Annotated in this window: 15 protein-coding genes; 6 read left to right on the top strand and 9 right to left on the bottom strand. The window is 39.3% G+C overall.

Going from position 1 to position 11,783, the window contains the following annotated elements:
- Both VB691_RS16730 and VB691_RS16725 read right to left on the bottom strand, forming a co-directional pair.
- The coding region (locus VB691_RS16730; protein ID WP_323292649.1) for a phosphoribosylanthranilate isomerase at nt 1-680 on the bottom strand (680 nt) is incomplete at its 3' end.
- Between the two features lie 50 nt (nt 681-730).
- Entirely contained in the window at nt 731-979 is a 249-nt protein-coding gene (locus tag VB691_RS16725) for a Ycf34 family protein (protein ID WP_323292648.1), read from the bottom strand.
- Nucleotides 980-1,068: 89 nt separating this feature from the next.
- Between VB691_RS16725 and VB691_RS16720 the strand changes: the two genes are divergently transcribed.
- Nucleotides 1,069-2,349, top strand: a complete 1,281-nt coding sequence (locus VB691_RS16720) for a CCA tRNA nucleotidyltransferase (protein ID WP_323292647.1) — start codon at nt 1,069-1,071, stop codon at nt 2,347-2,349.
- Nucleotides 2,350-2,354: 5 nt separating this feature from the next.
- Here VB691_RS16720 and VB691_RS16715 read toward each other — a convergent pair whose 3' ends face one another.
- The 3 genes from VB691_RS16715 to VB691_RS16705 all read right to left on the bottom strand — a co-directional run bounded on the left by VB691_RS16715 (nt 2,355) and on the right by VB691_RS16705 (nt 5,399).
- A complete protein-coding gene (locus tag VB691_RS16715; protein ID WP_323292646.1) occupies nt 2,355-3,638 on the bottom strand; it encodes a HAMP domain-containing sensor histidine kinase in 1,284 nt (427 codons plus the stop codon).
- Between the two features lie 41 nt (nt 3,639-3,679).
- The gene (locus tag VB691_RS16710; RefSeq protein ID WP_323292645.1) at nt 3,680-4,357 is read right to left on the bottom strand and encodes a response regulator transcription factor; all 678 of its coding nucleotides are present in this window, start codon (nt 4,355-4,357) and stop codon (nt 3,680-3,682) included.
- A 73-nt stretch (nt 4,358-4,430) separates the two neighbouring features.
- Nucleotides 4,431-5,399: a hypothetical protein gene (locus tag VB691_RS16705; RefSeq protein ID WP_323292644.1), complete on the bottom strand. Its 969-nt coding sequence runs from the start codon at nt 5,397-5,399 to the stop codon at nt 4,431-4,433.
- Nucleotides 5,400-5,594: 195 nt separating this feature from the next.
- Between VB691_RS16705 and rimI the strand changes: the two genes are divergently transcribed.
- Entirely contained in the window at nt 5,595-6,158 is a 564-nt protein-coding gene (gene rimI, locus VB691_RS16700) for a ribosomal protein S18-alanine N-acetyltransferase (RefSeq protein ID WP_323292643.1), read from the top strand.
- Nucleotides 6,159-6,211: 53 nt separating this feature from the next.
- A complete protein-coding gene (locus VB691_RS16695; protein ID WP_323292656.1) occupies nt 6,212-6,805 on the top strand; it encodes a TetR/AcrR family transcriptional regulator in 594 nt (197 codons plus the stop codon).
- Between the two features lie 23 nt (nt 6,806-6,828).
- Here the strand turns inward: VB691_RS16695 and VB691_RS16690 are convergent, their stop codons facing one another.
- The 3 genes from VB691_RS16690 to VB691_RS16680 all read right to left on the bottom strand — a co-directional run bounded on the left by VB691_RS16690 (nt 6,829) and on the right by VB691_RS16680 (nt 9,423).
- Nucleotides 6,829-7,572 (bottom strand): hypothetical protein, encoded by a 744-nt coding sequence (locus tag VB691_RS16690; RefSeq protein ID WP_323292642.1) that lies wholly within the window; start codon nt 7,570-7,572, stop codon nt 6,829-6,831.
- Nucleotides 7,573-7,834: 262 nt separating this feature from the next.
- A complete protein-coding gene (locus VB691_RS16685; protein WP_323292641.1) occupies nt 7,835-8,515 on the bottom strand; it encodes a PEP-CTERM sorting domain-containing protein in 681 nt (226 codons plus the stop codon).
- Nucleotides 8,516-8,685: 170 nt separating this feature from the next.
- Nucleotides 8,686-9,423 carry a PEP-CTERM sorting domain-containing protein gene (locus VB691_RS16680; protein WP_323292640.1) on the bottom strand — a complete coding sequence of 246 codons (738 nt, stop codon included), beginning with the start codon at nt 9,421-9,423 and terminating at the stop codon, nt 8,686-8,688.
- A 296-nt stretch (nt 9,424-9,719) separates the two neighbouring features.
- On the opposite strand from VB691_RS16680, the gene VB691_RS16675 reads away from it, so the two are divergent.
- Together VB691_RS16675 and VB691_RS16670 are read left to right on the top strand one after the other, a co-directional pair.
- Nucleotides 9,720-9,938 (top strand): hypothetical protein, encoded by a 219-nt coding sequence (locus tag VB691_RS16675; protein WP_323292639.1) that lies wholly within the window; start codon nt 9,720-9,722, stop codon nt 9,936-9,938.
- A gap of 5 nt (nt 9,939-9,943) precedes the next feature.
- Nucleotides 9,944-10,393: a putative toxin-antitoxin system toxin component, PIN family gene (locus VB691_RS16670; RefSeq protein WP_323292638.1), complete on the top strand. Its 450-nt coding sequence runs from the start codon at nt 9,944-9,946 to the stop codon at nt 10,391-10,393.
- A gap of 155 nt (nt 10,394-10,548) precedes the next feature.
- On the opposite strand, the gene VB691_RS16665 is transcribed toward VB691_RS16670, so the two are convergent.
- On the bottom strand, nt 10,549-11,178 hold the full coding sequence (locus VB691_RS16665) for a PEP-CTERM sorting domain-containing protein (RefSeq protein ID WP_323292637.1): 630 nt from the start codon (nt 11,176-11,178) through the stop codon (nt 10,549-10,551).
- Nucleotides 11,179-11,588: 410 nt separating this feature from the next.
- Between VB691_RS16665 and VB691_RS16660 the strand changes: the two genes are divergently transcribed.
- A complete protein-coding gene (locus VB691_RS16660) occupies nt 11,589-11,783 on the top strand; it encodes a type II toxin-antitoxin system RelE/ParE family toxin (RefSeq protein WP_323292636.1) in 195 nt (64 codons plus the stop codon).

The raw sequence follows: 11,783 nt of genomic DNA, 5'->3' as shown, positions 1-11,783 counted from the left end.
TCGGGCTTTAAGAAGCCCGCACCGTACCGTACTCGGTCGGTGTCGGGAGTATGTCGCTTTTGCAATACTTTAAATAATTGAGTCACTTTACTCAAATCTTTGTCCCCTGGCGATCGCTCAACCCCACTAGATAAATCAATGCCATCAGGATGTAATAATTGAAGAGCTTGGACAATATTATCTGGTGTTAATCCTCCGGCCAGAAACCAAGGGCGAGAGGGCTGAAATTGCCCTAATGTGTCCCAATCTAAGGTTTGGCCAGTCCCGCCTAATTGTTGAGGATGGTAAGCATCTAAGAGTAAGGTATCAACCCAGGGAACATAATCGAGGGTTTGGGATAAACACTGAGGGGTTTTAATCCTTAAGGCTTTAATTACTTCAATCTGGGGAAACTGTTGTTTAACTTGACGACAAAACTCTGGTGACTCCATACCATGAAGTTGTATCCCTGTTAATTCGGTGGTTTCTAGTAGCTGTTGGATGTCCGTTAAACTGGTATTAGCAAATACACCAATGCGATCAACGGTTGAGGGCATTTGTTTAACCAATGCTTGAAGTTGTTCCCCATTCACGTAACGGGGAGACTGAGGAACACAAATAAAGCCCAAGGCCGTCGCCCCTAACTCAGCGATCGCTTGTCCTTGTTGTGGTTGAGTGATCCCGCAAATTTTCACCCGCATCCTAGTCATTCTCCCAACGTTAAGTGTTAAGTAATTCACACAAATTGAACTTATGTGGGAACAGGTTCACCAGGGCGTAATTTAAGCCATTTACCCGTTTCCTGTAAAAAGCTTTCACAACCCACCACATCCCACTCCATTTCGATATAATCTTCTATTGGGCGAATATTCACATTAATGGTAGGTTCTGTGGGTTCAAAGGTGGGACTATTGGTTAAATGGGGTTGTTGGTGTTGTTCTTCAACTGCGTGGTAAGTCGTACAACGATCAACGTAGTGGCAATTGATACAAATACACATACGTTTGTCCTCAATCCATCTTTATACTTTTTAATCTAACTCAAGTTAAGGAATTTTGCCCATATTTAATGGTTTATTTTTCATTGTAGATGACTGAACAAAATCCAATTTTCAATTTATCAGTACAGACTTTACCTTTTTGTTTAGATTTATTACCGCCAGCAGCTTGTTTAGTGGGGGGTGCGGTACGGGATGCTTTGCTTAACTGTCAACGAGATTATTTAGATTTAGACTTTGTTTTACCCCAGTCAGCTATAGAAACTGCTCGAAAAATCGCCAACCACTACCATGCAGGTTTTGTTGTTTTAGATGCTACCAGAAACATTGCTAGAGTGGTTTTTAAACAGGGAACGGTAGATTTTGCAAAACAAGAAGGAGAAAGTTTAGAAAAAGATTTACAGCGACGAGATTTTACTATTAATGCGATCGCTTATAATTTCCATCAACAAAAATTGTTAGATCCCTTAGAAGGATTAAAAGATTTACAAACAAAAACCTTAAGAATGATCTCACGAAAAAATCTCCAAGATGATCCTTTAAGGTTATTAAGAGCTTATCGACAAGCTGCCCAATTAAATTTTACTATTGAGCCAAAAACCAGGGAGACAATTAGAGATTTAGCAAGTTTAATTAATAATGTTGCTGCTGAGCGAGTTCAAGCTGAATTAAATTATTTATTGCTCAACCAACAGGGGAGTTATTGGTTAACGGAAATAGGCAAAGATGGCTTATTAAAATATTGGTTTTCAACGATCAATGAAGATACTTATGAGCGACTAGGGAAAATAGATAAAACAATTGAATTCTTAGAAAATTGCTTAGAAAAGAAACAATTTAAGCAATTATTAAACCTAGAAAGTCAAGCAAATATTTATAGTAGTTCCATCATTCAACGATCAAAATTAGCGAGTTTAGTCTCTCATGTTCCTGAGAAAGCAGAAGCAGAATTACTCAATTTAAAATATTCTCGAAATGAGATCAAAACTGTTTTAAAAGTTGTTAATAATTTACCTTGGTTAAAGAAAAATCAAGGTAAAATTGCTCTGAGACAACTTTACTTTTTCTTTTTAGAAGTTGGGGATAGTTTTCCGGTTTTGGCTATTTTTGCCACAGCTTTTAATCTCAATATTGATAATATTTTGAGTTTAATTAATCGTTACCTAAATCCACAAGATCAAGTCGCTCATCCTTGTCCATTAGTAACAGGACATGATTTAATTAAACACTTAAAGATGAAACCTAGCCCCCAATTAGGAAAATTATTAACTGAAATTTCAATTGCTCGAATTGAAGGAAAAATATCAACTGTAGAAGAAGCTTTAGAATACGCTAAAATTTATCAAGATTTCCAAGAAAAAAGGGAAAAGTAATGAGATTAAGATTTATTTTTGGCTTCAACTATCGGTAAACTTACCTCAAAACAAGAGCCAATTCCTATCTTACTTTCAACGGTAATTTTTCCCCGATGATAATGAGTGATCGACTGAGCAATAGATAAACCTAAACCAGTTCCTCCAGTGCGATAACGAACTTTATCTGCTCGCCAAAAACGGTCAAAAATATGGAGTAAATCTTCTGATTTAATACCAATTCCCGTGTCTTTTACAGACACTTTAACCAAATGATTATTTTGTACAAGGCGAATAATTACAAATCCTTCAGAGGGAGTATAGTTAAGGGCGTTATAAATAAGATTAGAAAAGAGACGATTAAGTTGTTCTGGATTACCCATTACCCAGACTTTATCTAAATCTTGATAATCTAAAGTGATTTTCTTTTCTTGGGCTAAAGGTTCGAGTAAATCAACTAAATCTTGGAGTAAATCATTAAGTAAAAATTGAGTCCATTCAGGATTAGATTGGAGGGTTGGGGTATCAGTTCGTGCTAAAAAAAGTAAATCTTCTACTAAGTGAATCATCTTCTCTGTTGCACTAGCGATCGCCCCTACTTTTCTCAGATCTTTGTCATGAAGACGCTCAGGATGACGACGCATAATGTCAATAGAAGCTTTAATCGCTGTTAAAGGGCCTCGCAATTCATGAGAGGCATCGGCGGTAAATTGTTTTTGTTGTTGAACACTTTTTTCAATGGGTTTAACCGCATTTTTTGTCAACCAAAAACCTCCCAATGTGACTAATCCTAAAGTTGCTAAAGTAGCGATGCCTAAATTTAATAATAGTTGATTTTTTTCAGTTTCTAATTCAGCTAAAGATTGACTAATACGAATATAACCATTTAAAGAAGGTTCTTGAAAATTAGAGGAATTCAAAGACACAGACAAGGTAATTGTCCGAATTGGGGATGAAGAAGAATTTTCAGGGATATATAGCGTTAGTAACCCTGGTTGTGGTTCAAAAGGAACAACCAAATTGCCATGACTTCCTAAACGGTGTTTCTCACTATCAAACCATTCAATCGTTTGGGTTTGGGAATCAAAAAGATTATCGTCATCTAATTGCGTAAAATATTGAGTACCTTGATGTTTAACTTGACTAAATGTGAGAGCAACAATTTCAGCAAGCGTTATTAATTTATTATCCAGTTGCCGAGAAAGACTTTGACTGAATAAAACATAAATACTAATACAAAAAAAAATTAGTATAGCCTCCATCACTATCAAATAGGATAGAAGGAGACGAACGCGCAAATTTTGAAACATTATTTATCTCCTTCATCTATGAGGAAACATCGGTAAACTGGCTAAGGAGACTCTTTAAGGCGATATCCTAAACCATAAACCGTCTCAATGATATCTGATGTCATTCCTGCCGCTTTCAGTTTTTGACGTAAACTACTAATATGAGCTTTAATCGTTGTTTCCTCAGGTAGCCGATCTATTGACCACAGATGATCGAGAATTTGAGCGCGGTTAAACATACGGCGAGGATGACGCAAGAAAAACTCCAACAGACGATATTCTTTAGGACTGAGATTTATTATTTGGCCCTGATAAGAGACTTCACAGCTACTTGGAGCAAGACAAAGTTCACCCCAAGTCAAAATAGGCGGTAAATGCGTTTCTCCTCGGCGAAGTAAGGCGCGAATCCTTGCAGAAAGTTCTTCAAGATCAAAGGGCTTAAGTAAATAATCATCGGCACCTGCATCAAGTCCCTTTACCCTGTCGTCAATGGTATCCCTGGCTGTTAGCATCAAAATGGGGGTTTTACAACCACTCGAACGCAACTGCCGACACAAAGCAATTCCATCTATCTTGGGCAACATGACATCTAACAAGATGAGATCATAATCGAAAACATCCAGCAATTCCCAGGCGGCTTGTCCATCAGGTGCTACTTCTACCACATAGTTACGATCATCAAGATCTTCAGCAACGGGAATGGCAATATTTTCGTCATCTTCTACAAGTAAGATTTTCATGATGCTAATCCTTGATAATGGTTAACTCAGAGCAAACGTTGATTTGTTAGTTCAGAGAATCTTGAAAAGTTAATCAGTCTGGCGTTGATTCAGAATTGGCCAGACTCACTTTAGGGGCTTCAAAACGACCAGGACGTTCCCGACCCCATTCTGCCACTTGTTTCAAGACTGATGCTTCAATTTGGGCCCGATTAGCTGCTTCTTCTAAATTAGAACTGCTGCCTTTACGGAGAGAACCAATCGCTGTCTGAACTTTTTTATAAGTTCTAGTGCGATAGTTGATTTGTTTTTCTCGTTGGGCAACAATTAAACCCGCAGCTAGGTCATTTGCTAGGGGAATGGCAGCTTTTAAGGGGGTTGTTGCGGAAGGCGTAATCACTGATTTAGAAGAATTTACCTGTTTGACTTGTCTTTGTTTGCTTTGCTCTACCAACGTTAATGGTTGTTGTTCTTGAACAAAATCAATGGACTGTTTATTTTGCTGTTCAGAAATCGGTATACTAACCATTGCTAGGGTCTGGTTTGATTCCTTTGATGGTTCAGGAGCAGGGTTGGCCCGTTTGGCTAACTTAGAAGGTACTTGACGCTTCGCTGTTACTGAAGGACGGGTGACAGGTGTTGACGGGGATTTAGTTCTTTGAGCATAATTATTTTGATGAGTTGTTTGGCTTTTGGCCTCTACGGTTCTGGTTTCTCTATTGGCAATTTTAGACGCAGCAATTGTCGGTAATGGGGTATGATTAACTGATTTGGTCGAATCCTTAGCCGTTTGGTGAGTTTCTAACTGTGCTTGCAAAGCCTTGATCTGTTGGTCTTTTTCAGCTTTCAGTGCTTCAATTTGTTGTCGGTTGGCTTCGATTTGCTGTTGATTGTCCGAAGGGATATCTTGAATGTTACGATGAAACCCTTTTGCGGTTTCAGGACTGGTAGCCACGATTTCCGAATGTTTTTGACCCATAGCAACTACGGTTAGCAATGCTAACACAGCGATCGCACCATTAATTTGTAGTAGGGTTTTTAGCACATAGAGCAAAGATTTCATTGATTCCACTCCTCACATAAAGTGTCTCTCCAATTGAGGCACTTGACTATAGGTAGTATTGTGACAAAAATTATTGGAAAATGGTTTCAAGAAGTTTTTTATATTACCCCAGAGTTGTCAAGAACTCGTCAACCCTAGCCGAAAATGATAGGCTATTGAAGCAACCCCCTTCATTGGTCAGAACAAGGGCAATCAATGTCGAGTTTAAAACTTCATCTCAATCCTCCTCAGTTAGAACAATTAAGCGAAATCGTCGCCTTAGATCATTGCTGTTTAGGAGGAATCTGGACAATAGATGGCTATAAACGAGAGTTAGCAAGTCCTAATAGTCATTTTTTGGTGCTATCATTTGGGCCCCAAGCACCAATAATCGGTTGTGGCTGTTTTTGGGCAATTTTAGAAGAAGCTCATATTACCTTATTAATGGTTCATCCTGATTATCAAGGACAAGGGTTAGGACAACTACTCCTTTATGGATTACTCCAAGATGCTGTAAAACGTCAACTAGAACGCGCTACCCTAGAAGTCAGGGTTTCTAATCAACCGGCCCTGACTTTGTATCAAAAATTTGGCTTCAAAATTGCCGGACGACGTAAAGGCTATTATCAACAAACGGGAGAAGATGCTTTGATCCTGTGGCGGGGCGATTTACATTATCCTCAGTTTCAACAAGTCTTATCAACTTGGGAACAACAAATCAGCGATCGCCTGACCACAAATCATTGGCAATTCTCTATCGATGGGTGTGCAATTGATTAGAATAGACGGTACAGTTTGAATAGGACTGATTTTCTTGATAGAATTACCTGATGATGATGATCCTAAAATCCTCCACAACTCGACTCACTGAAAAAGCAGAACAAATTTTGCGAGGAGCTTTACCAGAGTTCTTAAATAATGGTTACGCTGGTACGAGTATGGATAAAGTGGCCAAAACTGCTGGGGTTTCCAAACAAACCCTATATAGTTATTTTTGTGATAAAGAAGGGCTATTTACCGCCTTAATTAAATACGTTGCTTGTCAAAAGTTTCGCTTAGTTTGGTCCCAACCTTTAATGGGAGAACCTCAAGAAGTGTTAACCCAATTAGCACAACGCATTCTTCAAGAAATTCATGATCCTGAGCATCTTTGCTTTGTTCGTCTTATTATCGCAGAATCAGAGAAATATCCTCAATTATCTCAATTATTTTTACAGACTGTGGCCCAACCAGCGATCGCTATTTTTAAAGCCTATCTTGAAGACCATTCTGAACTGAAAATTGATGATCCTGAAGTCATTGCTCATATTTTTGTGGGAACCCTAATTCATCATACTTTAACTCAAGAAATGCTTCATGGTAAAGAGATTATTCCCATGGAACCTGAGCGATTAATTGAGAATTTGGTTAACTTAATTGTCAATTAGACTTATATCAAAGAGTCTGAAAATCACCCCCCAAAAACAACCGCATCAGGAATTTCGTAACGCTCGTTGCCAATACGAATAATGGAGAGATCCCCCTCTTTAGATGCCCTAAACTCGCCGGGATCGGCTTGACTGACATCAGCACTAATCGCTTTACCATTTTCAAAGAAAATCACGCGGCTTCGTCCATCCGGTTTTTTTACCGTTACATCAGCATTACCATTGCCTTTACGAGTCACGCCAAAAGGACAAGATCCCGTCGGTTGTCCATTCCCCATGGAACAGGGAATATTGCCCGTAGCGTGAAAATTTGTCCCCGGAACTTTAGCATCACTGCTAGTATTACCCGCAATATTGATTTGTAGTTTGTAGTTTGCTACTTCGTTGCGTCGCGCTGCACTTCGTATTAGGGCAACCCTTATTAAGTAATCCCCAGAGGCGGGAAGCGTACCTTTAAATTGATTGTTATTAGTCTCGCCGATGAACATTGCCCCATCATTGCCTGGCACTTTTCCAGGGGCAAAAATATTAAAGGAGTTTCCCCCATTATTAGTATTTAGGCTAACAGTCATCGTCTGTCCTGCTTTAGCATTAATCAGGTAATCGACAATTTGTTCACCTTTAATTTTGCTTTGGATAGTTGTTCCTGATGTTCCTGATTGAAATTGTACCCGTTCTTTACGGATTTCACTCAAGGCTGGCGTTGAAAACATTGCAGGTGTAGTTATTAAGGCAGTAAGTAATAAAGCTGAAAAAAGTTTACGCATGATTTAAGTTTTCTGTCATTACATATATTGTTAATGAGACGGTGAAAGGAACGATATGATTAAGGAAGGCGATTCAACTTCCTCACACGCAAATATTCCCTACAATTACCTTAAATGGGTTGGCTCTCCTGAGTTTCGTGGGTCTATCTTGTCTCCCCATCTAGGCATAGTCAGATAGAGCAAGCTTTTCAGGCTTTAGAGAGATTATAGAATGTATCATGATGATAAATTCTATACACGGAATCCAAGAGAGCCATGGGTTTTAGCTTTTGCGCTTGCGGCTAACCAATCCACCTAAGCCTAATACACCTAAGCCTAAAAGGGTGCTGGGTTCGGGTACTTGTTGTTGGGTAAGGCCATTACCCACGCTGTCTAAGGCACCCTCTCCAGTAATGGTGATGGTATATTGAACTGAAATATTCTTGGTATGAAAAGGCAAAATGCTGACTGCATTAGGCTGACTTCCACCCACAGAAGTTAAAGTTGCAAGAACCTGTAGCGTATTAGAATCAATGATGTCCTTGACTACCGTAACACCGGGAGGACTAGTTGTCGTTACATCCAAGCTCATCAGATCAAAAAAATTATTATTAGTGGGATCAATATCAACATCGTAGGATATCCGAAAAGGTGTGCCTACTGGGGTGTCCACTGCGACCAAATCAGGATTAAACTGAAAGAAGAAATCCCACTGAGAACCGTCAGTCTTCAACGACACTATATCAGTACCTTCGTCAGAGGGATCGCTGATAAAAAAATCTGAGAAGAACTTGTCACCACAAAACAAACTGCCAAGTTCTTCTCCCTGCATGACCGAACCTTCAAAACAAGTCATTTGTGCTGCTGAAGCGGAGGGAGCGTTAACAGTACCAACAACGGCAGTAATGCCGATGGTGGTGAGACCGGAAGCAAAGGCTTTAATTAATTTGTTAGTTATCAACATGACTGAACTACCTAGAGTTAATAGAATTTTTCGTCACTATAGCAACGACATTTCAAGATAAGCTGAAAATGTTTTATCTTGATTTTTTGGGTCAGATACTAGGGAATGATTATTACTTCATCCCCTAGCATGGTTAAGGGTGACAGAATTTTTATCGGTTTAAAATCCTTTTAGCCCTTGCGCTTGCGAGATAATGCCCCTAATGAACCCACTGCTAATAATCCTAAGATAGTGCCAGGTTCGGGAACCGCCGTGGCATTCACCTGGAACAGCGTTGGTGCTGGCGAGGCATTCGGAGGAAGTATCAACGGTGTCCATGAGCCGGCTGGATACCCGGCAAAGGCTGTGTCAAAGATCGTCCAACCGGGCAAGCCCGTCTGGCTAACGTCCTCCGTGAAGTTCCAAATATACGCATCATCCACGTTCGCCGATGTCACCAGCCAATAGGATGTGTTCGGGGCCAGGACGATGGGGGTCTGCGGAGTCAGGGTAAAAGTCCCTGTGGGAGTGGTCGGGGCAACCGAAGGAAAAAGCGTCAGTACAGCACCGGGTGCCACGTTGTTATCGGAGGCAAGATATACGTCGATGTTCCCTGTAGCAGAACCGGTCGCTCCCGAAAACCGTCCGAGGTTGAGTACCACTGAGTCCAACTGCCAACCGGGCCCTGAGCCAGTGGTGAACCGATTGGCGACTGGAGAATCCGTGAGGTCGGCATCTTGGCTACCGATGGTCCACGCATCCCCAAGCGGGTTGTTGAGATTGGAAACCACCGAAGCGGCCTCAGCGCGAACCCCCGCGAGTGACACCAGCAAGGTGAAGGCGGGGACAATCATTGAGAAAGTTCTCAGGTGGTTGGTGTTTGGTTCGAGGGGTTGCGTCGGAGAAAGGGTTTTGAATAATGTGTTCATAATGACTAAAAAACTCCTCACAGGGAGAAAAATAAAAGCATTTACAAGGTATACCCCCCCCTAATTTTGTCAAGGGGCTATTTCCGTCTTTTTTGGCTGTTTTTAGGAATATTATGGGTTTATCTGAGGTTTTACAATACTTAACTTAATTTTATAATAGTTAATATAAGTTTAGATTATTTAATGATTTAGACATTAGCTAAAATCAGTTGATTAATTCTTATCAAGATTAAGTATAATTAGAGGAGGTACTATCGAACTTTGATAGAATTATTTCTCCAAGACAAATTCAATCTATGATAACCATACCGATAACATTAGAACAACTTATTACTATTGTTCAACAATTAGAACCTAATGAACGAACAAAATTAGCTAAAGCTTTAATTGAAGTAGAGTTACAGTCAGATTTAAAAGCCTTAATTGAAGAACTTTATCATCAAGATCCTATTGATGACATAACGGATAGTGATATCATGCAAGAAATTCAAGCAGTCCGTCAGTCAAAACTCTAATAAAAATGACATTAAGAGTCGTTATTGATACTAATATTTGGATTCGTATTTTACTAAAAGGACGAGTGACACTGCCCATACTAGAAGCCTTCAATAATAACCAATTTCAACTGATTATTAGTCAACCACTTTTCGATGAATTTCATGAGGTTTGGAATCGACCTAGATTACTAAAATACATTGACACTAATCAAGCGATACGACTGGAAAAACAACTAAAAAATCGCTCAATTTGGGTTAATACTCAAACCATTCCTCCTCATTGTAGAGATCCTAAAGATTTACCTGTTTTATCCACAGCTATTGATGGACAAGCAACTATTATTGTATCTGGCGATGATGATTTGCGTGCTGATGAGATGTTGAGACAAGCAATGGAATTATATAACATTAAATTGTTAGGTGTTAATTCTTTTTTAGAATATTTAGATGAATTTAAGCAAAAAAACAAATAAATTGATTAAAATCAGTTGATTGATTCCCCTAAATATTAAGTACAATTAGGAAAAGTGGTATCGAACTTTTATGACCATCACAGAATTATTTTCCACAGAGAATAATCTGGTGAGCAAGGTTTAAAACTAACCCATATTGCCCACCCGACAGGGTTTTATCCTTTGCGCTTGCGAGATAATGCCCCTAATGCACCCACCGCTAATAATCCTAAGATAGTGCCAGGTTCAGGGACTGATTGAGATACAGGTGTTAAGACCAAATTATCCACAATTAGAGATAAATCATTTTCTTGCGAAAACTGAATGACTAGCCTATCAATAGGAGTAGTAAAAGTCGTCGGGATTTCGGTGGTGAATGAAGTCGAAGACGTGGCAAACCCGAAGAATTGTGTCGGATTTCCACCCACTTCTCCAAAGAAAGTCCATCCATTAGAAAGACCACCAGGATCTCCAAGAAAGACCGCATCAAAGGAATCAAAGGTAAATAATCCCCCATCAGTTCGGACAAACTCTATGGCTATAGTGTCGAGAGTCTCTGGTCCTAAATAAACAGTTAACGCTGGGTCGGGATTACCGAACAGTGAGGAGCCAAAGTTCCCACCAGTATTAGAAACAGATTGATAGGTAAACTCTCCTTCAATATAAGGATTGTTCAGAGGAAGTCCTACAGGATTTGTACCAATTGGATCAAAAGTAATAGTGGTCGCGCTGGTAGAAGCGGACAAAGCGGCAACGGCGAGGGTTGCTAAGGTGCTACCGATTCCGGTTTTGAGTAATGTGTTCATAATGACGAAAAAGCTCCTCAAAAGAGAGAAAAATAAAGATATCTAAGCATATTTACCCCCCCACTTTTGTCAAGGGGCTATTTCCGTCTTTTTTGGCTGTTTTTAGGAATATTATGGGTTTATCTGAGGTTTTTACAATGCTTAGTGTAACTTTAGACTTTCTCCCTGTATCTTTATTTCGCTCAAATAAGCTTTCATCTGCTTCTAATTCAGGTAATAATAAAGCCTCAGATAACTTTTTATCTTCATTTTTTTGTGATAAAGAATGAGCAAAAAGAGCAAGAGATTATTTACTTAAAAGAAAAAATTCTAGAAGGGAAAAAGCAAATTGAAGAAGGGAATGTTACAGATGGATAAATTGTTTTTCAACGTCTCCAAGTCAGATTAAAACAAGTCCAGAATCATCAGTAATGAGCCACTATACCTTTTCTGACTTAGCAATAGACGACATTGAACAAATCTGCGATTTTCTCGCTCAAACGAACCCAAAATTTGCCAGCCAATTATTTGACACCATTCGACAAAAGTGTAAATTAGTAGCTGGTTTTCCTAATATGGGAAAAGATTATATAGTTAATATACGTTTAGATTATTTAATGATTTAG

This window comes from Crocosphaera sp. XPORK-15E (assembly GCF_034931425.1).
Classification (GTDB): domain Bacteria; phylum Cyanobacteriota; class Cyanobacteriia; order Cyanobacteriales; family Microcystaceae; genus UHCC-0190.
The sequence above is the reverse complement of the archived record's forward strand: the minus strand, read 5'-3'. Positions and strand labels throughout refer to the sequence as shown.

What these genes read in the sequence shown, in the direction of transcription:
- VB691_RS16685 (WP_323292641.1), bottom strand. Translation starts at nt 8,515, where the DNA reads ATGTTGATAACTAACAAATTAATTAAAGCCTTTGCTTCCGGTCTCACC.
- VB691_RS16670 (WP_323292638.1), top strand. Translation starts at nt 9,944, where the DNA reads ATGACATTAAGAGTCGTTATTGATACTAATATTTGGATTCGTATTTTA.
- VB691_RS16680 (WP_323292640.1), bottom strand. Translation starts at nt 9,423, where the DNA reads ATGAACACATTATTCAAAACCCTTTCTCCGACGCAACCCCTCGAACCA.
- VB691_RS16715 (WP_323292646.1), bottom strand. Translation starts at nt 3,638, where the DNA reads ATGTTTCAAAATTTGCGCGTTCGTCTCCTTCTATCCTATTTGATAGTG.
- VB691_RS16675 (WP_323292639.1), top strand. Translation starts at nt 9,720, where the DNA reads ATGATAACCATACCGATAACATTAGAACAACTTATTACTATTGTTCAA.
- VB691_RS16705 (WP_323292644.1), bottom strand. Translation starts at nt 5,399, where the DNA reads ATGAAATCTTTGCTCTATGTGCTAAAAACCCTACTACAAATTAATGGT.
- VB691_RS16665 (WP_323292637.1), bottom strand. Translation starts at nt 11,178, where the DNA reads ATGAACACATTACTCAAAACCGGAATCGGTAGCACCTTAGCAACCCTC.
- VB691_RS16690 (WP_323292642.1), bottom strand. Translation starts at nt 7,572, where the DNA reads ATGCGTAAACTTTTTTCAGCTTTATTACTTACTGCCTTAATAACTACA.
- VB691_RS16710 (WP_323292645.1), bottom strand. Translation starts at nt 4,357, where the DNA reads ATGAAAATCTTACTTGTAGAAGATGACGAAAATATTGCCATTCCCGTT.
- VB691_RS16660 (WP_323292636.1), top strand. Translation starts at nt 11,589, where the DNA reads ATGAGCCACTATACCTTTTCTGACTTAGCAATAGACGACATTGAACAA.
- VB691_RS16695 (WP_323292656.1), top strand. Translation starts at nt 6,212, where the DNA reads ATGATGATCCTAAAATCCTCCACAACTCGACTCACTGAAAAAGCAGAA.
- VB691_RS16720 (WP_323292647.1), top strand. Translation starts at nt 1,069, where the DNA reads ATGACTGAACAAAATCCAATTTTCAATTTATCAGTACAGACTTTACCT.
- rimI (WP_323292643.1), top strand. Translation starts at nt 5,595, where the DNA reads ATGTCGAGTTTAAAACTTCATCTCAATCCTCCTCAGTTAGAACAATTA.
- VB691_RS16725 (WP_323292648.1), bottom strand. Translation starts at nt 979, where the DNA reads ATGTGTATTTGTATCAATTGCCACTACGTTGATCGTTGTACGACTTAC.